Here is a 17,817-nt window from a genome sequence, read left to right on the forward strand (position 1 = left end):
TGTAGTATTGGCGTAAATTTCACCAAGACTAATTTCCTAAGAAAATTAAAAAACGAGTATCGCAAGCAATTAAATCTTTAACTGATATAGAAAAAGAGTAAAAAAAAGCCCTTTAATTATATAAAGAGCTTTGTAGTGTTAACATGTAATATGTGTTACATTTTTATGGTGAAACCATTTGCGTGTTCTATTGTGTAATACGTGTGGTCTGGATCGTCTCTGTTAAGTTTTAATATTCCTTTTACAGATATTAAATCGTCCATAAAAAAGTTAGGTCTTTTGTCAAAGTACAATTCTATAATAGTTTCTGGCCCTCCATTGCCACAAAAGAAGCATGATGCCATAGGATTGTTAGATAGCATAAAAGAATCTTTTTGTCCTTCTAACACTAAAAAATATCCTGTAATAGAAATTTCTTTTCCTTCTAAAGCTAGCATTTGTTTGCTGTAAGTAGGTTTTAAAAACTCACCTAATTCTGCACCGCCTTCTGGTGTGGTATAATTTACACCTTGTATCATATCTTCCCAATCTAATAATGCTTGCGCAGAAACTAATTGTGCAGAGAATATAAAAAGAAATATAAGGCTTAGCTTTTTTATCATAGTTGTAATTTTTATCAAAGATAGTAATCCAATAATTGTTCCAAATACAATTTTATTTTTCTGAAGATAAAATTTTAGAAACGTTTAGTTTAAAAACAGATAGTGATGCAAATACAGATGCTATTACTGTAATGCCTAAAGTTGCAGCTAATAATATAGCTTCCCACTTGGTAGGAGTTGCTAAATTAAATGTATAACCATAACTGCTTTGTGCGTAGTTAGATATTACCCAGAGGCCAACTCTACCAATTACCCAACCAATAACATAGCCAATAAAGCCTAAAAATAAGCCCTCTAAAAGAACCAGCCATAATAATTGTGCGCTTGTAGCACCGTAAGTACGCAATACAGCCAATTCTTGTCTGCGTTCTCTAATGGCTTTTAAAAGACTAATAAAGATGCTTAAGCCAGAAACCAATAAAATGGCAATAGCAATAAGCTGTATTGTTTGTACGCCAACACCAAGTAACTTAACCAAACGGTTAATTTCTAAAGAGGGTAATGCAGCCTGCATATTGGTTTTGTCATTAATATACCTTGGCAGCTGCATCATTGCCATTGGGTTGCTAAATTGTATTAGTAGTGAGGTTACCTCTAAGTCTTCTTCATGATGGTGGTGCTCATCATCACTATGCTCATCAGCGTGGCTATGTACATCCCAAATACTTTCTAAATTTGTAATAATTAAATTGTCTACTACACTGCCACTTGGTTTTAAAATACCAACTACTTTAAATGGGTGTCCGTGGTGCTCTTCTAAATTTTGGTCTGCTAAACCGTGAGAACTTAAAAAGGTATCACCTAATTTTAGTTGTAATTTTTTTGCTGTTTCGCTACCCAAAACTACTTGCTGTGATTTACTAAACAACTCACCCGTTGCTAACTCTGCATTGTATAATTTTAAGTAACTAGTTTCTGTACCTAAAATACGTACACCTTTATAATTATCACCATAAGAAACAGGAACAGCAGCTTTTACAAGTCTACTTTTTTTGAGTTTTTCTGCTTCTATTAATTTTATATTTCCTGTAGGAGCATCTATATGTAATACAGATGAAAGTACCAATTGTAGTGGACTACCTTTGGCGCCAACAACTAGGTCTACAGGTTTTATATTTTTATCTAAATTACCTTTTACTTGTGCGCTTAGCTGAAGCATAAAGGTAACCAAGGCTACACTTAATACTAAAAGCAGTAAGCTTAATAAAGCATTAAGCGGTTTAGAAATTAAATTTTTAAAACTGAGCTTTACAAGATTCATAAATACAAATGGTTTTTGAACATTGTTTTTACTCTTTGGTCATGGGTAATTATAAGCAAATTTGCATTGCTATTACTAGCTTCTTCCTTTAGTAATGTAACAACCTTTTCACAGTTTTCATCATCTAAACTAGCAGTAGGTTCATCTGCAAAAATTATGTTTGGCTTATTTACTAATGCAAGAGCAATAGACAAACGTTGGCGTTGACCTTCACTTAATGCAGTTACTTTTTTATGTAACAAGTTGCTTATTCCTAGTCTTTCTGCTAATTCTTTTACTCTAGCAGAATCCTTTTTTTTATCAGGAAAATACAGGCGTAATTCTAAATTTTCACCAACAGAAAGTGCATTTATAAAATAATCGTTCTGAAAAATAATTCCCATTTCTCTACCTCTAAAAGCATCTAGTTTTTTTCTAGATAAATTTTGGAGTTCTGTGTTACCCACAGTAATACTACCAGAGCTTGCAGGTAGTAAACCAGCTAATAAATGCAAAAGAGTAGTTTTGCCTACACCAGAAGAGCCTAATATTAGCAAATGCTCTCCTTTTGGCAAAGAAATATCTGGAAAACTAAAGCTGTTTTCTGATGAATATGAAAATTGTAGTTTACTTGTCTTTATCATAAGCTTAAACACAAATATAATAAGTACATACATACCGTTTTTGTATTTATGAATTTATTATGAAATCTGTATTGGTTATAAAAAATAGAAAAAGACCTCTTAATTAAAAGAAGCCTTTTTCTTCACCACAAACCAAACAAATAAACGTTGAATAATCACCTACTCAACAACAATAAGCTTGTTTGTATTTTGTGTATAAACCAACAAACTATTTTTGAGGAGAGTTTATATTTAATTTGTTATTAAACTCTAATGTTCTAATAGGGAACGGTATATTAATGTCATTGGCATTAAATTTGGTTTTTATAGCTCTTATGGCTACACTTTTAGCATCTAACTTGTTTTTTGCGTTTTGTGCATCTACCCAAAATCTGCAAATAAAATTAATAGAGCTGTCTCCAAATTCTGTATAGTAAAATTCTATTTCGGAGTCATCATCATCCTTATATAACTCTCCAATTGCTTCTTTGGTTAATTTTTTCACCAATTCTAAATCAGACTCATACCCAACACCACATGATACAACTATTCTCATACGGGTGGTAAGTGAATAATTTTTAAAGGGGTTTTCAATAATGGTTTTGTTAGGTATAACCACTAAATTATTATCAAACTCTTTAAGTACTAAACTGTTTAAGTTAATATCTATAACCTCTCCAGAATAGCCATTTGTTTCTATCCAGTTTCCTATTTCTATTTTTTTTCTAAACGATAAAACCACACCAGATAAGAGGTTAGATAAAGTTCCTTGCAATGCCAAACCAATAACTAAACCAGATATACCAGCACCAGCCAATAATGTGTTTAAAGTTTTGCTTAGGTCCATTGCACCTAATGCTAAAAATAAACCAAGCAATACTACGGCAGTTGCGCTAATACGCCCAATAAGGTTAGAAATACTATCTTGTGGTATGCGTTTAGAAGCTAGTTTAACTACCCATTTGTTTACAAAACGTGCAGCATAATAAGATACTACCATTACAATAATGGCTACTATTATGTTAGGCAAGTTTTCTATTAATGCAGTTACCCAGCCTTCAATTTTATCATATATGTCTATAAAAGAAGCTTGTATTTTGTCGTTCATGTGGTGTGATTTATAAGGTTAATAATTGTGGTTAAACAATTTACCTTATGAGGTAAGCTCTTTGGCTCTAATTTTTAATTGGTCTTCTGTGTTTTTGCGCCAAGCGTCTAACATCCAACTAGATTTTTCTAAATCTGCAATGTAAGACCCCATAATATCTATTGTACCTTCATCACCAGCTTCTTCTGCAGCTTCAATAGTAATTTTCATTTGTTTTAATATTTTTTGATGATCACTTAAAATTTCAGCAACCATTTCTTTATCAGTAATTAAAGGGGTAACTTCTTTTATAGAAGATATTTTTAAGTACTTGCTAAAATTACTCACTGGGTGGTACCTTAGTGTTAGGACTCTTTCTGCTATTTCGTCAACTTTTACTCTAGCATCTGTGTATAATTCTTCAAATTTCTCGTGTAAATCAAAAAAGTTCTGACCTAAAACATTCCAGTGAAAACTTCTTAATTTTTGATAATACACACTATAGTCTGCTAATAGCATATTTAATTCACCTACTACAGGTACTAATTTGTTGTCGCTAATGTTTAAATAATTCATAAGGTTTGTGGGGTTTAGATTAATTGTTAAAGAATAGAATATCTACTCTTTATGCTTATTTGTTCTATACAAAACTACCCATAACAACCAAGCTAGCTTTGCTCTTTTAAATAGATTATTGACTCAAATGCAAATAGTGAAAAATTATACCTATTATATATATAACTGCATTTATTTACTTGTTTTTAAATGAGTTAAGAATTGCATTGATTGTGTTAAGAAGATCTCTAAACAAGCTTCATCTTTGCTGTATAGAATTTAAGTATTCACAAAAAATAGTATTAACCTTTAAATTAAAAATATTATGTTGAGATGGACAATTACGTTTGTGGTTCTAGCTTTAATAGCTGGAGTTTTAGGATTTGGAGGTATTGCAGCAGGTGCTGCCAGTATCGCTAAAATTTTATTCTTTTTATTTCTGATACTTTTTGTAGTGTCATTAATTACTGGAAGAAAAAGAAACGTTTAGCACACCTAAACTCACACAAATAAACGAGAATATTAATTTTTAAAAAGCAACAACAATGAAAAAGATAGCATATTTTGCAGTATTTGCATTTGCACTAGGTACAGTATTAACTAGTTGTAGAGACACTAAAACTACAGGAGAAAAAATTGAAGACGGAGTAGAAGAAGTTGGAGACGGAATTGAAGAAGGAGTAGAGGAAGTTGGAGATGAGATAGATGATGCCGTAGACGATAACGAATAACTAAAATTAACATAATTTTAGTACAAAAAGACAACGTTAGTGTTGTCTTTTTTTGGTGGTAACACCGTATATTTAATAATTAAAACATAAAACAATGAAAAAGATATTAAGTTTATTTTCAATTTTAGCTCTTACTGTATGTAGTTTACAAGCGCAATCTATTGCAGACAACGCTATAGGATTACGTATTGGTGATAATGATGGTTTTGGTGGAGAAATATCTTACCAGCGCTATTTATCTGAAAATAATAGATTAGAATTTGATTTAGGATGGAGAGATTCTAATGATGTAGATGCTTTTAAACTAGTTGGTTTGTACCAATGGGTTATGCCTTTAGATGGTAATTTTAACTGGTTTGTTGGTGCTGGTGCAGGTATTGGATCTTTTGATGCTGGTGAAAATGATGGTACTTTTGCTTTGGTAGCTGGTGATATAGGTATTGAATATAATTTTGATTTTCCTTTAATTTTATCACTAGATATGAGACCAGAATTAGGATTTAATGATGACTATTCTGATGATTTAGATTTAGATATAGCATTAGGTATTAGATACCAGTTTTAACAAAAACTGATAATAACACACAAAAAGGGGAGGCAATTAAATTTTGCCTCCCCTTTTTTAGTTAGAATAAATGCTTTACTTTTTCTACTAATTTTAGTGGTAAATTATACGGCGGATACCTCAAAGGAGCCTCTAACCAATTGGCTCTTTTTATAATGGCTTTTTGGTGCGTAAAAGTATCAAAAGAAGTTTTACCATGATAGGCGCCAATACCACTAGAACCTACGCCACCAAACGGTAGTTTTTTATTGGTTATATGTATAACAGTGTCGTTAATTGCACCACCACCAAAACTGTATTTGGTTATTATTTTTTGTTGAAATTTTCTGTTTGTAGAAAATACATACGTAGCAAGGGGCTTACCATAGTTTAAAACATATTTTTGTATATCTTCTTCTGTAGTATATGCAATAATTGGTAAAATAGGGCCAAAAATTTCACCTTGCATTAATTTGCTATCTAAACTAGGTTCGTTTACAAGCGTAGGGGCCATATAATTATCTTTGGCATTTGTTTGTCCACCAAAAATAATTTCTTGTCCCTCTAGTAAATCATTTAAGTTGTTAAAGTGGTTTTTACTTACTGTACGTGCATAATCACTAGAGTCTTCTATGTTTTTACCATAAGAGTCTTCTATGCTTTTTTGTAAAGCTATTATTAATTTATCTTTTACATCTTTATGTACTAAAATGTAGTCTGTAGCAATACAGGTTTGTCCGGCATTTAAAAATTTACCCCAAACTATACGTTTAGCAGCTAGTTTTATGTTGGCGGTAGTATCTACTATAGCTGGGTTTTTTCCGCCAAGTTCTAGGGTAATAGGTGTTAAGTGTTCAGCTGCGTTTTTGTAAAATATTTTTCCTACTTTGGTACTTCCCGTAAAAAAAATATAATCCCATTTTTGGGCTAGTAAGTTTTTAGAGACTTCTACGCCACCTTCTACAACAGCAACATAGGCATCACTAAAAACAGCAGTTATAATTTCTACTATTATTTTTGATGTATTTGGAGTAATTTCTGATGGTTTAATAACAGCAGTATTACCAGCTGCAATAGCACCAATTAAGGGTGCAATTGCTAATTGAAAAGGGTAGTTCCAAGGAGCAACAATAAGCACAGTGCCATAAGGCTCTTTATACAACCAATCTGACGAAGGAAAATTTAATAATGCACCAGAAACTTTTTCTGGTCTAGCCCACTTTTTAAGATGCTTAATAACGTAGTTAAGTTCTGCTAGTACAAATTGAGTTTCTGCAGCCATAGACTCAAACCTAGGTTTTTTAAAATCTGCATAAATAGCATCACAAATGTCTGCTTCCCTTTTGGTAATTTCTTGCTTAAGTTTTATTAAAGCTTGTTTACGGTAAGTTATATTTTTAGTTTGCTGCGACTTAAAAAACGTTTGTTGCTTTTGTAGTATCTCCATCATAGTATGCAAGATACCAAAAAAAGAGCTTTGTAATTTAACTAAACTAGTTGTTTAGAGTATTTGTAGTTTCTAAATCTTTGTCTTTAAAATTTTCATTAGCAAGCTCTAACACTTTTAGTAGCATTGGGTCTGATTTACTTTTGATTTTGGCATAAGCATTGGCATCAAAAAGTTGGTCTGCTAAAGTGGCTTTTAAGTATCTTTTTAAACTAGTTTCATACTTGTAAAAATCTAAAGAGATATTATTTTTTTTGGCATATGTAATAAACTCTACAAACAAGTTTTCATCAACCTTAAAATCTCTAATAAATTCATCACGGGTAAACATATCATATTTAGACCTGTCTTTGTCTAAATGTTCAAAAGTAAAGTATGATAAAAATCCATAACTATCTAAATCTATAATAGCCTCTTGCTCATTATCACCTATTGGCACAAACTCATCTGGTATAATGCCACCACCGCCATAAACAGTTTTACCTTTTGGAGTAGTGTATTTTAATGAATCTGCTACTTTAATACTATCTGCTTCACGCATTTCTCCGTTAGCATAACGCTTCATTAGCTCTTGGTAATAATCTACATTACCTTTTTTATAATCGCGTTGTATAGATCTTCCTGTTGGTGTATAATATCTAGATATTGTTAGGCGTACAGCAGAGCCATCTCCTAAATCCATTTCTCTTTGTACTAGTCCTTTGCCAAAAGAACGTCTTCCTACAATTGTACCTACATCATTATCTTGCAATGCACCAGCAACAATTTCACTAGCAGAAGCAGAGCGCTCATTAATTAGTACATAAACAGGCTTGTCTTCAAAACTACCTTTGTCTGTAGCGTATGCATTTTCAATTTTACCTTTTTTGTTTTTAGTAAATAAAATAAGTTTACCATCTTTTAAAAACTCATCTGCCATTTGTTCTGCAATACCTAAGTAACCACCAGGGTTGTCTCTTAAATCTAAGGTGAGTTTTGTGGCTCCTTGTTTTTGCAACGCTTTTAAAGCTGTTTTAAATTCTTTATAGGTAGACTCTGCAAACCTATTTACTTTTATGTAACCAATGTCATTAGTTAGCATATAATAACTGTCTACACTTTTTAATGGTATGGTATTTCTTTTAACCGTTACTGTAAATGTGCGATTTTCTTTTTTACGGTAAACTTCTAAATCTATGGTAGAGCCTTTTTTGCCTTTTAATTGCTCTACAACACTACCACTAGGTAATTTTTTGCCAAACAATTCTTCTCCGTTAGCTCTTAAAATACGATCTCCACCTTCTATTCCTTTGTTATAACTAGGGCCATTTTCTACTGTTTTTATAACAGAAATAGTGTCTTGGTACATATAAAAATTTATACCAATACCTACAAAGTCACCTTTCATACTTTCAGAGACTTCTGCCATTTCTTTTTTAGGAATATAAACAGAGTGTGGGTCTAATTTGCCTAAAATATTATTTACGGTAACATCTACAATACTATCTGTATTAACATCGTCTACATACTCATAATCTATGTAGTCTATAAGCCTGTTAAGTTTGTCTTTTTTAGAGTTTGTAGTAAAAAGACGCTCTGGTGAGTCGTTAAAGTTTAACTTACCACCAAGTAAAATGCCTAGTGCTAAAGCTGCAGCAATTAAAACGGGCCATATGTAATACATTTTATTTTTCATTGCAGCTTTTACAGGGGTAAATGGGTTAGTTTTATGCCAGCTTTTTCTAGAAATTTTAAACCAGAATCATCTTTATATGCATTTTGGTATACCACACGTACTATGCCAGACTGGTGTATTAGCTTGCTACATTCTTTACACGGAGACAACGTTATGTATAAAGTTGCCCCTGTACAAGATTGTGTAGAAGATGCTACTTTAGATATTGCATTAGCTTCTGCATGTAAAACATACCATTTTGTGTAGCCTTCTTCATCTTCACAAATATTTTCAAAACCAGTTGGGGTACCATTGTATCCGTCAGAAATTATCATTCTATCTTTTACAATTATGGCACCAACTTGCTTACGTTTACAGTATGATAATTTGCCCCATTCTTGAGCCATACGTAAGTAAGCTTCATCGTATTTTCTTTGTTTACTGTCTTTCATTTTTATTGTAATGGCCACAAGATACAGGCTTTAGCTAACGCACACAATCAATAAAGGATAATTTTAACACAATACCTTTTAGTAAGGAAACGTATCTAATAGCATTGGTATTGTAATAGCTAACACAATTACAGATGCAATTATAGCATATAACCATTGTTTTACTTTACATAAGTTTACAACTACAAAAGTTAATGCTAGCGCTAAAATTAGTATTAGTATCTGAGACATTTCTATACCAGTTGCAAACCCAAGTAGTGGTGTAAACTTATTATCTTCTTCTGCCATTAGCATTTTAAAATAATTAGAAAATCCAAAACCGTGCACTAATCCAAAAAATGCCGTAGCTATAACGTGTAATTTTACAGAGGCTAAGGTTTGCTTGTTTTTTGCAGCGTAGATATTAAATAATGCAGTAATAAATATAGTTACAGGAATTAAAAACTCTATTAAACTTACGTCTGGTGTTACATAACCGTAGCTAGATAAGCCTAAAGAAAAACAATGTGCAACTGTAAATACGGTAGCTAAAAGCAATACATTTTTCCAGTCTTTAAATGAAAAAGGAATAGCCAAAGCGGTTAAAAATAAAATATGATCATAAGCACTAAGGTCTAATACGTGCTCTAGCCCTAAACCAATATAAAATAAAAACTGTTCCATAAATTATGTATAAATAATAATTAAAATTTGTTAGCTAATACCGCGTTCCTTCTGTATAGTTTCATAGGCTTTTTGTACCTCTTTAAACTTTTCTTCTGCTCCTTTTTTTATTGCTTCGTTTTGGGTAACAACCTTATCTGGGTGGTATTTTTTAGCCATAGATCTATAGGCTTTTTTAACCTCGTCATCTGTAGCGCTTTTGTCAATCTCTAATATTTTATAGGCAGTATCTGCAGATGCTACAAACATTGCTTTTACGCTTTCATAATCTCTTTTGCCTAGTTTAAAGTAGGCTGCAATATCTCTAATAACTTCTACCTCTGCAGCGGTTACAGAACCATCGGCCTGTGCAATGCCAAATAAAAAATGTACTAACTGCAACCTAACTTCATAACGTACACGTTGATTTAGGTAATAGCAAATACGTTTTGCAGAAATTTCGTGTTTTTTGTTTACCTCATTAAAGGTTCTAAAAATAGCGTTAGCTTTTTCTTTTCCGTAGGTCTGTACAAAATATTGGCGTACGTAATCCAACTCGGTTTTACTTACTTTGCCATCTGCTTTAATAACTATAGAGCAGAGAGATATTAATTGCATTTCAAAATCTGCAGGAGACACACTTTGGCGAGTCATATCATTAAATACGGAACCTCTACTTTTATTGGCCTTGCTACCCACAAGATTGTCTAAAAGGCTACCAATAAAAAAACCAGCAATACCACCAGGAATTTTATAAAATACACTGCCTAGTATTGCAAATAACCATTTTAACATACTTTTTTCTAAAAATTTTTTCAAAGATAAACGTTAAGATTAAATGAAAAGTTAAGGTTTGTAGAAAAATGCGACAAATTGGTTACTTTTGTAGAACGCTTATTAACATAAAAAATAAAAATATATGTACCCAGCAGAATTAGTAAAACCAATGAGAGAGGATTTAACCTCTGTAGGTTTTGAAGAATTATTCACAGCAGAAGCTGTAGAAAAAGCAATAAATGCAGAAGGTACTACTTTGGTAGTGGTTAACTCTGTTTGTGGTTGTGCTGCTGCTAATGCAAGACCAGGCGCAAAAATGAGCTTATTAAACGATAAAAAACCAAGTAATACGGTTACCGTTTTTGCAGGTGTAGACACAGAAGCAGTTAATGCAGCAAGAGGACTAATGGTTCCTTTTCCTCCTTCTTCTCCAAGTATGGCATTATTTAAAAACGGAGAATTAGTGCATATGATAGAACGCCACCATATTGAAGGTAGACCAGCTGAAATGATTGCTGAAAACTTAAAAGAAGCATACAACGAATTCTGTTAATTAATAGAATTTAAATTATCTTAAAAAACCGCTCTAAACAAGGAGCGGTTTTTTTATTTTTGTAGCATGCAAAAACTTATATCATATCCGTTAACGGCATTGTATTTTTTATTTTTTGGACTTTCATTAGTCGTTTTTCATCCTATACAATGGGTTTGTTACAATGTATTTGGCTACACTGCTCATAAAAAAAGCGTTAGTCTTTTAAACTGGTTTTTAATGCGTAGTACACACTTTTTAGGTACGCGTTATTCGTTTAAAAAAGAGACCAAAATACCTACAGATAGGCCTATTATATTTGTAGCAAACCACCAGAGTATGAACGATATTCCGCCACTTATTTGGTTCTTTAGAAAAAATCATCCAAAGTTTGTAAGCAAAAAAGAGTTGGGTAAAGGCATACCAAGTGTATCTTATAATTTAAGGCACGGAGGTTCTGTTTTAATAGACCGCAAAGATGCTAGGCAAGCACTTACAGAAATTGCAAAACTTGGTAAATACATAGAAAAACACAATCGTAGTGCAGTAATTTTTCCAGAAGGTACCAGAAGTAGAACAGGGCACCCTAAACGGTTTCAGCCAATGGGACTTAAAATTCTTATGAAAAATGCACCATCAGCCTTAATTGTTCCTATAAGCATTAACAATTCTTGGAAACTTTTAAAATATGGGAAATATCCATATGGCTTAGGCAGTCATTTTACAATAGACGTACACGCACCTGTAGAAATAAAAGGTAATGCAGATGATATAATTGCTCAAGTAGAACAAACAGTAACCGCTGGTGTAACTTCTTTTAAATGATAAATTCTGATATAATAGCACAAACTAAAGTCTTTGTAAAAAAAACTTTAGAAGGTGCAGAAGGTGGCCATGATTGGTTTCATATAGAACGTGTGTATAACAACACAATGCTTTTGGCTAAAGATGAAGCTGTAAACCAATTGGTAGTTGCTCTTGGGGCACTACTACATGATATAGCCGATGCTAAATTTTATAATGGCGATGAAACTGTTGGCCCTAAAATGGCAACAGATTTTTTAAGATCTATACAGGTTGATGAAAAAATTATAGATCACGTTGTAAAAATTATAGAAAACATTTCTTTTAAGAGTAGTTTAAAGGTTGATGATGCAACTACAGCAAAACCTTTTACCTCTTTAGAACTACAAGTGGTGCAAGATGCAGATAGGTTAGATGCTATTGGTGCAATTGGTATTGCGCGTGCTTTTAATTATGGCGGATTTAAAAACAGGGAAATGTATAACCCTGAAATTGCTCCTAATTTAAATATGACCAAAGAGGAATATAAAAAATCTACAGCACCAACAATTAATCATTTTTATGAAAAATTATTGCTCTTAAAAGATAAAATGAATACCAAAAGTGGTGCAAAGCTAGCAGAGCAAAGACATTTGTATATGATTGCATTTTTAGAGCAGTTTTATAACGAATGGAACGGTAAACTATAATAAGTTTTACTACAACGTTATAGTCCTTCTTTTAACATTTTTAGCAAAACAGTTGCTGGCTTTTTTTATGTATCTTCAACCAGTAAACTATAAGCAACCTTAATTTATGGAAAGAAGAAAATTTATAAAAAATGTGGCTGCATCTTCCGCTGCATTTTCTATTGTTCCAAGTTTTGTACTTGGTAAAAACCACGTGCCTCCTAGTGATACATTGTACATAGGAGCATTTGGAGTAGGAGGAAGAGGATCATCTGTTATTAAAGAACTTACAGATACGGGTAAAGTTAAGTTTGTTACCCTTTGTGATGTAGACCAAAGAGGAGTTGCTGCCAGTCATAAATTACATCCTAAAGCAAAAAGATATAAAGATTTTAGAGATGTGTATGATAAGCATTTAAATGAAATTGATGCTATTATGGTGGCAACACCAGACCATACACACGCTACCATAGCATTACCTTTTATGCGTGCAAAAAAACACGCGTATGTAGAAAAACCTCTGGCGCACAATATTGAAGAGGTAAGGTTAATGACTAAAGTAGCTAAAGAGAACGGAATTATTACCCAAATGGGTAACCAAGGAGCATCTAGCCCTGGTAGTAGAACAGCTAAAGAGTGGATAGATGCTGGGGTAATTGGAGATGTTACTAAAGTAGATTGTTGGACCAACAGACCTGTTTGGCCACAAGGTGTAAAAACACCAGCAGGCGGACACCCAATTCCTAAAGAGTTAGATTGGGATTTGTGGTTAGGGCCAGCAGCAATGAGAGATTATAACCCTGCTTATTTGCCATTTAAATGGCGTGGTTGGTGGGATTTTGGAACTGGAGCTTTAGGTGATATGGGCTGCCATATTATGGAAACTCCGTATAGTGTTTTAGGTTTAGGATCACCAACAGAAGCAGAAGCTAGTTGTACAACTACTTGGGTAGGAGATTTTGTAGAGGCAGATTACTCTAGCTCTTGTCCGCCTTCATCTGTAGTCCGTTTAAAAGTAGATGCGCCCAACCAAGGAAGTATAGACTTAAATTGGTATGATGGTGGAATTATGCCAGATATTCCTAGTGAATTGGCAGATGGCGAAAAATTAGGAAACGGAGATGGTGGCGTAGTTTTTCACGGTACAAAAGGCATTATTGTAACAGATGTGTATTCTGCTAACCCTAGATTGTTGCCAGCAGATGTTAATAGTATGTTTAACAAGCCAAAAGAAACATTACCAAGAATAAAGGGTGGTTCTGCAGGGCACCAGAATAACTGGGTAGAGGGTTGCTTAAATGGTACAGTAGCATCATCAGATTTTGTAACTAAAGCCGGACCATTAACCGAGGGTGTTCTTATGGGTAATTTAGCTATTAAAGCATACCAGTATAAAACATTAAAAGCGGGTAAAAAAGTAGGAGATTGGGATCCTTATAACTACCCTGGTAGACGTACCATAAAATGGGACGCTGCTAATATGAAGGTTACAAATTTTGATATGGCTAACGAGTGGGTTTCTCGTGACTACAGAAAAGGATGGGAACTGAAATAAAAGTGTTTTAAAATATTAAAGGCGCTATTAGTAAATGCTAATAGCGCCTTTTTATTTGTTTGTAATTAAAAATTAACAACAATTGCCATTTACATCACAAGACTCTCCGCCTGTTGTTGGTAAAACAGTAAGCGACTCTTTTTGGTGTTTTTCCCAAGCTTGTTCTAAAGCTTCAGTAAAAGCTTCTACTGGTTGTGCGCCAGAAACTCCGTACTTGTTATTTAAAACAAAAAAAGGAACGCCACTAATACCAAGGTTTTTGGCCTCCATTTCGTCTTGCCTAACCTCGTATGTAAAAGCATCTGTTTTGTAGATTTCTTCAACAGCAGCTTTGTCCATACCAACAGAGATAGCTGTATTTACTAAAAACGCTATATCATCTATATTTTTACCATCTTCTAAATGTGCTTTTAACAAAGCCTCTTTAGTACTATCAGCAAAACCTACTGTTTTTGCATATTGCAATAAACGGTGTGCGTTTAAAGAATTTGCGGTAACAATGTCTTCAATTTTAAAGGTAAGACCAACACCACTAGCCATTTCTGTAACTCTGTTAAACATACCTTTAGCATTAACCTCGTCTACACCTTTGCTTTGCATAAAGTGGTCTATAGCATTAATATCTGTTTGCGTTTTTAAGTTAGGATCTAACTCAAAACTTTTCCACTCTAGAGTAATTTTATCTTTGTGCGGAAATTTATCTAATGCAGCTGTAAAGTTACGTTTGCCAATGTAACAAAACGGGCATCTAATATCTGACCATATATGTATTTGCATAACTATTTTATCTTTTAATATTATTGTATTGTTAGACGAAAATACGGTATAAAACTTTCAATAAAATGAATTTTTAAAATAGTATTGTTTAATATAAAGGTTTGTTCAATTTAAACAATTTGTTGTTTTGCATTTATATTTGTAGTATTTTTCCTAAATAAAAAATATTTAAATATGAAATTTAAAAGTACCCTTGTAGTTTTTTTAGCTTTAATATTGGCTAATATTTTTGCGGATAATACAATGAGTTTTAATCTTTATGACACTTATTATGTTTTTAATGGTATGCAATTAATAGTTGCTTTAACTACAGTTTTTGTTGGGTTTTTATTGGTAAAAAAAATAATAGTTAAACCTAGAGGCTAATTAAAACAAGGTAAACTGTCCGTTTTTGTGTTGTTCATATAATGTGTTGTTCAGCTTAGGAAATGTTTTGTTTTTAAAATATTTGTGTTTGGCTATTTTTACCAAACTATGTATTTGTTCAGCAACAACTCCGTTTCCTTTACTACGTATTCCAAATCTACTATCGTTTAAGTTACCTCCGTGGCAAGCTTCTATTTGGTGTAGTACTTTTTCTGCCTTGCCTGGTAGTGTTTTGTGTATCCAATCTGTAAAAATTTGACCAATAGCTCCATTTAAACGTACAACTGTAAAAGTAAAAGATAGTGCTCCGTTATCTGCTACAGCTTTGGCCAATTGTAATATTTCATGACTATTTATACCTGGAATTATTGGAGCTAGCATTGCATTTACAGGAATGTTGTTTTCTGATAATATTTTTATGGTTTCTAGTCTTTTTTTAATGCTTACGGTTCTTGGTTCTAGTATTCTTCTAGTTTCTTCAGATAGTGAGGTTACAGATACATTTACCCCAACTAAATTATGTTTAGCTAATTTTTTTAAAATATCTAAATCCCTAAGTATTAATGCGTTTTTGGTAATTATACCTACGGGATGCCTGTATTTATAAAAAACCTCTAAACAAGCACGTGTAATTTTAAACTCTTTTTCTGCAGGTTGGTAACAATCTGTATTGCCAGATAGTATTATGGTGTTTGCTACCCAGTTTTTACTTTTTAGTTTTTGTTCTAGTAGTTTTGGAGCATCTTTTTTAATTAAAATTTTACGTTCAAAATCTAAACCAGCACTGTAGCCCCAATATTCGTGAGAGTTTCTTGCATAGCAATAAATACAACCGTGCTCACAACCTTGGTACGGATTCATAGAAAAAGCCATACTAATATCTGGACTGGTAACTTTGTTTACTATTGTTTTGGGAAAAATAGGAATATATTGGGTGCGGTTATTATCTGCTTCCTCACCCTCTAAACGACAAAACTCTAAAAAGTCATCACGTGTTTCATAAATATGTTTTAGAAACTTGTTATGAGAATTTTGCTGTGCACCACGACCTTTTATATATTCTTTTTCACTCATAGGATATTTTCCAAATATATGGAAAAAATCCTATTTTAATTGAATTTGGAAAACAAAAAATCCCCTTGCTAAAAACAAGAGGATTGTAATTTATAAGTTTTGTTTTTCTAAAAAGCTACTTCTACCAACTGCTTTTTTGTGCCACGTTTAGCGTAAAACAAAATGTTATTTTTATTGGTTAATGGTTTAGAAACCATTAAAGGTAACCTTGCCGTTTTACTATCTATTATTTTTTCATAGGTCATAAAGCCTTTAGCATCTAACTTAATTAAAAATATGTTTCTGTTTCTGCTTAAACCTTGTCTAAATACCAAACGCTCATTATTTATTAATTGCGGATTTTCTGCCGCTGTGCTTATAAAAAAGTAAGTATTGTCTCCTTTTGTAAATGTACTGTATGATGCATATGCGCCATCACCCTGAGTTACTTCAGACTTATTAATGTTACGTACCCAAATAAGGTCGCCATCATCACTAAGTTTAGCACCAACCATATCATTATAATGGTATCTACTAATTCTAACTCTAGATCCACCACCAGGATTACTTTGGTAACCCGATGTTACAAAATATTCTTCTGCGTTAAAAAGTATAGAGCCGTCACTAGCAATTTCTGCATTTTTAAATACTAAGTTTTTTACCTCTTTATTATCTTCTTCTTTACCAAATTTGTCTGCCATAAATTGTGCAGAAAACGGAATAAATTTTTTGTCTTTTACATCTAAAGAACCTTCATCTAACCTAAAGTAACTTAAACCGTTGTATCTGTTATCTTTTCTATTGGCATAAAAGCCTACACATACAAATTTTTCGTCTGTAAGTATGGGTTTTAAAGCTTCTAAAAACTTACCAGGTTCATCAAAAGTTTTCATAACCCTTTCTTCTTCAGAAACCTTTAAAAGTTCGTATTGAAATTTACGCTCTAAGGCAGAAAAACGCCTCTTTTTAAAATAAGCTTTGGCAACTAAAAATACCTCTTTTTTGTTTTTTGTTATTTCTACGCTTTCAAAAGCATAGTTTTTAGTTTCTACTTCTGCAGAAAAATCGTGTGTAATTAGTAAATCTAGATTGTTATTAAAAACATATATAAAATGCTGATTATCTTTTGCCTTTTTAAAGTGAGCGCTAACTACAAAAGCATCTTTACGTTTATTAAACAATACAGAAGTTGTAAAACCCGATGAAAAATTACGGTTATAATAGTTTTTATCTAACGGATTATCTACTTCTTTAGAAGGTACAGATAAAATTGTTTTTTGAGTAAATGCAAAATTATCTAAAGGGCTTTGGTGTACTATATAATCATAAGTTTGTTTACCAGAGTTATATTCTAAAAATATAAGATATAATTGCCCATTGCTTATAAAACCGTTTACAAAGTCTTTATCTTTAAGCTTGTAATTAAACTCGCTTACCAAATCTAAATTCTTATTGTAGTGTTCTATATAATACCCTTTTGGTTTTAATATTAAACCAGTGTAGTAAGAGCGTACAAGTATGGTACCATCTGCACCATCATTATCAATTGTTAGTAAATTAGAGTATTTGTATCTGTCTGCATATTTTTCGCTAAACTTATAGGTTACTTGCATTTTTTGTGCTGTGGCGGTAAAACCAAGACATAACATAAGTAGTAATGCAATTTTCTTCATCATTTATTTTCTTAAGATTACTTTATAGTAACGTT

The 17,817-nt window shown here is 32.5% G+C and carries 21 protein-coding genes; 8 read left to right on the forward strand and 13 right to left on the reverse strand.

What is annotated here, in order from left to right; translation table 11 throughout:
- Nucleotides 1-155 precede the first annotated feature (155 nt).
- From CELLY_RS07975 to CELLY_RS07995, 5 genes are all read right to left on the reverse strand, one after another.
- Nucleotides 156-602 carry a hypothetical protein gene (locus CELLY_RS07975; RefSeq protein ID WP_013621156.1) on the reverse strand — a complete coding sequence of 149 codons (447 nt, stop codon included), beginning with the start codon at nt 600-602 and terminating at the stop codon, nt 156-158.
- A gap of 52 nt (nt 603-654) precedes the next feature.
- Entirely contained in the window at nt 655-1,863 is a 1,209-nt protein-coding gene (locus CELLY_RS07980) for an ABC transporter permease (protein WP_013621157.1), read from the reverse strand.
- Nucleotides 1,860-2,486, reverse strand: coding sequence for an ABC transporter ATP-binding protein (locus CELLY_RS07985; protein WP_042256817.1), 627 nt, complete (start codon nt 2,484-2,486; stop codon nt 1,860-1,862). The genes CELLY_RS07980 and CELLY_RS07985 overlap by 4 nt, the downstream gene beginning before the upstream one ends.
- Before the next feature lie 208 nt (nt 2,487-2,694).
- Nucleotides 2,695-3,573: a mechanosensitive ion channel family protein gene (locus tag CELLY_RS07990; RefSeq protein ID WP_013621159.1), complete on the reverse strand. Its 879-nt coding sequence runs from the start codon at nt 3,571-3,573 to the stop codon at nt 2,695-2,697.
- A 45-nt stretch (nt 3,574-3,618) separates the two neighbouring features.
- Complete coding sequence (locus CELLY_RS07995; RefSeq protein ID WP_013621160.1) at nt 3,619-4,128, reverse strand: Dps family protein; 510 nt, start codon at nt 4,126-4,128, stop codon at nt 3,619-3,621.
- Between the two features lie 304 nt (nt 4,129-4,432).
- Here CELLY_RS07995 and CELLY_RS16900 point away from each other — a divergent pair, with 304 nt between their 5' ends.
- From CELLY_RS16900 to CELLY_RS08010, 3 genes are all read left to right on the forward strand, one after another.
- Complete coding sequence (locus tag CELLY_RS16900) at nt 4,433-4,597, forward strand: DUF1328 family protein (RefSeq protein WP_013621161.1); 165 nt, start codon at nt 4,433-4,435, stop codon at nt 4,595-4,597.
- Nucleotides 4,598-4,652: 55 nt separating this feature from the next.
- Nucleotides 4,653-4,838 (forward strand): hypothetical protein, encoded by a 186-nt coding sequence (locus tag CELLY_RS08005; protein ID WP_013621162.1) that lies wholly within the window; start codon nt 4,653-4,655, stop codon nt 4,836-4,838.
- A gap of 94 nt (nt 4,839-4,932) precedes the next feature.
- Nucleotides 4,933-5,403, forward strand: a complete 471-nt coding sequence (locus CELLY_RS08010; protein ID WP_013621163.1) for a hypothetical protein — start codon at nt 4,933-4,935, stop codon at nt 5,401-5,403.
- Between the two features lie 61 nt (nt 5,404-5,464).
- On the opposite strand, the gene CELLY_RS08015 is transcribed toward CELLY_RS08010, so the two are convergent.
- The 5 genes from CELLY_RS08015 to CELLY_RS08035 form a co-directional block, all read right to left on the reverse strand.
- Nucleotides 5,465-6,832: an aldehyde dehydrogenase gene (locus CELLY_RS08015; RefSeq protein WP_013621164.1), complete on the reverse strand. Its 1,368-nt coding sequence runs from the start codon at nt 6,830-6,832 to the stop codon at nt 5,465-5,467.
- Between the two features lie 43 nt (nt 6,833-6,875).
- Entirely contained in the window at nt 6,876-8,504 is a 1,629-nt protein-coding gene (locus tag CELLY_RS08020; RefSeq protein WP_013621165.1) for a S41 family peptidase, read from the reverse strand.
- Between the two features lie 8 nt (nt 8,505-8,512).
- A complete protein-coding gene (locus CELLY_RS08025; protein ID WP_034646463.1) occupies nt 8,513-8,935 on the reverse strand; it encodes a deoxycytidylate deaminase in 423 nt (140 codons plus the stop codon).
- A gap of 78 nt (nt 8,936-9,013) precedes the next feature.
- Nucleotides 9,014-9,598, reverse strand: coding sequence for a HupE/UreJ family protein (locus tag CELLY_RS08030; RefSeq protein WP_013621167.1), 585 nt, complete (start codon nt 9,596-9,598; stop codon nt 9,014-9,016).
- Nucleotides 9,599-9,628: 30 nt separating this feature from the next.
- Nucleotides 9,629-10,372 carry a tellurite resistance TerB family protein gene (locus CELLY_RS08035; protein ID WP_013621168.1) on the reverse strand — a complete coding sequence of 248 codons (744 nt, stop codon included), beginning with the start codon at nt 10,370-10,372 and terminating at the stop codon, nt 9,629-9,631.
- A gap of 124 nt (nt 10,373-10,496) precedes the next feature.
- On the opposite strand from CELLY_RS08035, the gene CELLY_RS08040 reads away from it, so the two are divergent.
- From CELLY_RS08040 to CELLY_RS08055, 4 genes are all read left to right on the forward strand, one after another.
- Nucleotides 10,497-10,907: a BrxA/BrxB family bacilliredoxin gene (locus CELLY_RS08040; RefSeq protein ID WP_013621169.1), complete on the forward strand. Its 411-nt coding sequence runs from the start codon at nt 10,497-10,499 to the stop codon at nt 10,905-10,907.
- 66 nt (nt 10,908-10,973) lie between these two features.
- Nucleotides 10,974-11,711, forward strand: coding sequence for a lysophospholipid acyltransferase family protein (locus CELLY_RS08045; RefSeq protein WP_013621170.1), 738 nt, complete (start codon nt 10,974-10,976; stop codon nt 11,709-11,711).
- The gene (locus tag CELLY_RS08050) at nt 11,708-12,379 is read left to right on the forward strand and encodes an HD domain-containing protein (RefSeq protein ID WP_013621171.1); all 672 of its coding nucleotides are present in this window, start codon (nt 11,708-11,710) and stop codon (nt 12,377-12,379) included. Before CELLY_RS08045 ends, CELLY_RS08050 begins: the two co-directional genes overlap by 4 nt.
- Before the next feature lie 106 nt (nt 12,380-12,485).
- Complete coding sequence (locus tag CELLY_RS08055; RefSeq protein WP_013621172.1) at nt 12,486-13,913, forward strand: Gfo/Idh/MocA family protein; 1,428 nt, start codon at nt 12,486-12,488, stop codon at nt 13,911-13,913.
- A 72-nt stretch (nt 13,914-13,985) separates the two neighbouring features.
- On the opposite strand, the gene CELLY_RS08060 is transcribed toward CELLY_RS08055, so the two are convergent.
- Nucleotides 13,986-14,690, reverse strand: coding sequence for a DsbA family oxidoreductase (locus CELLY_RS08060; RefSeq protein WP_013621173.1), 705 nt, complete (start codon nt 14,688-14,690; stop codon nt 13,986-13,988).
- 174 nt (nt 14,691-14,864) lie between these two features.
- On the opposite strand from CELLY_RS08060, the gene CELLY_RS08065 reads away from it, so the two are divergent.
- Nucleotides 14,865-15,056: a hypothetical protein gene (locus tag CELLY_RS08065; protein WP_013621174.1), complete on the forward strand. Its 192-nt coding sequence runs from the start codon at nt 14,865-14,867 to the stop codon at nt 15,054-15,056.
- Here the strand turns inward: CELLY_RS08065 and CELLY_RS08070 are convergent, their stop codons facing one another.
- The gene (locus CELLY_RS08070; protein ID WP_013621175.1) at nt 15,057-16,130 is read right to left on the reverse strand and encodes a PA0069 family radical SAM protein; all 1,074 of its coding nucleotides are present in this window, start codon (nt 16,128-16,130) and stop codon (nt 15,057-15,059) included.
- 107 nt (nt 16,131-16,237) lie between these two features.
- Complete coding sequence (locus CELLY_RS08075) at nt 16,238-17,785, reverse strand: hypothetical protein (RefSeq protein WP_316931703.1); 1,548 nt, start codon at nt 17,783-17,785, stop codon at nt 16,238-16,240.
- Nucleotides 17,786-17,817 lie beyond the last annotated feature (32 nt).

The organism is Cellulophaga lytica DSM 7489, from assembly GCF_000190595.1.
Lineage (GTDB): Bacteria > Bacteroidota > Bacteroidia > Flavobacteriales > Flavobacteriaceae > Cellulophaga > Cellulophaga lytica.

Bases quoted from the DNA above. Each gene is read 5' to 3' on its own strand.
- CELLY_RS07975 (WP_013621156.1), bottom strand. From the start codon at position 602: ATGATAAAAAAGCTAAGCCTTATATTTCTTTTTATATTCTCTGCACAA.
- CELLY_RS07980 (WP_013621157.1), bottom strand. From the start codon at position 1,863: ATGAATCTTGTAAAGCTCAGTTTTAAAAATTTAATTTCTAAACCGCTT.
- CELLY_RS07985 (WP_042256817.1), bottom strand. From the start codon at position 2,486: ATGATAAAGACAAGTAAACTACAATTTTCATATTCATCAGAAAACAGC.
- CELLY_RS07990 (WP_013621159.1), bottom strand. From the start codon at position 3,573: ATGAACGACAAAATACAAGCTTCTTTTATAGACATATATGATAAAATT.
- CELLY_RS07995 (WP_013621160.1), bottom strand. From the start codon at position 4,128: ATGAATTATTTAAACATTAGCGACAACAAATTAGTACCTGTAGTAGGT.
- CELLY_RS16900 (WP_013621161.1), top strand. From the start codon at position 4,433: ATGTTGAGATGGACAATTACGTTTGTGGTTCTAGCTTTAATAGCTGGA.
- CELLY_RS08005 (WP_013621162.1), top strand. From the start codon at position 4,653: ATGAAAAAGATAGCATATTTTGCAGTATTTGCATTTGCACTAGGTACA.
- CELLY_RS08010 (WP_013621163.1), top strand. From the start codon at position 4,933: ATGAAAAAGATATTAAGTTTATTTTCAATTTTAGCTCTTACTGTATGT.
- CELLY_RS08015 (WP_013621164.1), bottom strand. From the start codon at position 6,832: ATGATGGAGATACTACAAAAGCAACAAACGTTTTTTAAGTCGCAGCAA.
- CELLY_RS08020 (WP_013621165.1), bottom strand. From the start codon at position 8,504: ATGAAAAATAAAATGTATTACATATGGCCCGTTTTAATTGCTGCAGCT.
- CELLY_RS08025 (WP_034646463.1), bottom strand. From the start codon at position 8,935: ATGAAAGACAGTAAACAAAGAAAATACGATGAAGCTTACTTACGTATG.
- CELLY_RS08030 (WP_013621167.1), bottom strand. From the start codon at position 9,598: ATGGAACAGTTTTTATTTTATATTGGTTTAGGGCTAGAGCACGTATTA.
- CELLY_RS08035 (WP_013621168.1), bottom strand. From the start codon at position 10,372: ATGTTAAAATGGTTATTTGCAATACTAGGCAGTGTATTTTATAAAATT.
- CELLY_RS08040 (WP_013621169.1), top strand. From the start codon at position 10,497: ATGTACCCAGCAGAATTAGTAAAACCAATGAGAGAGGATTTAACCTCT.
- CELLY_RS08045 (WP_013621170.1), top strand. From the start codon at position 10,974: ATGCAAAAACTTATATCATATCCGTTAACGGCATTGTATTTTTTATTT.
- CELLY_RS08050 (WP_013621171.1), top strand. From the start codon at position 11,708: ATGATAAATTCTGATATAATAGCACAAACTAAAGTCTTTGTAAAAAAA.
- CELLY_RS08055 (WP_013621172.1), top strand. From the start codon at position 12,486: ATGGAAAGAAGAAAATTTATAAAAAATGTGGCTGCATCTTCCGCTGCA.
- CELLY_RS08060 (WP_013621173.1), bottom strand. From the start codon at position 14,690: ATGCAAATACATATATGGTCAGATATTAGATGCCCGTTTTGTTACATT.
- CELLY_RS08065 (WP_013621174.1), top strand. From the start codon at position 14,865: ATGAAATTTAAAAGTACCCTTGTAGTTTTTTTAGCTTTAATATTGGCT.
- CELLY_RS08070 (WP_013621175.1), bottom strand. From the start codon at position 16,130: ATGAGTGAAAAAGAATATATAAAAGGTCGTGGTGCACAGCAAAATTCT.
- CELLY_RS08075 (WP_316931703.1), bottom strand. From the start codon at position 17,785: ATGATGAAGAAAATTGCATTACTACTTATGTTATGTCTTGGTTTTACC.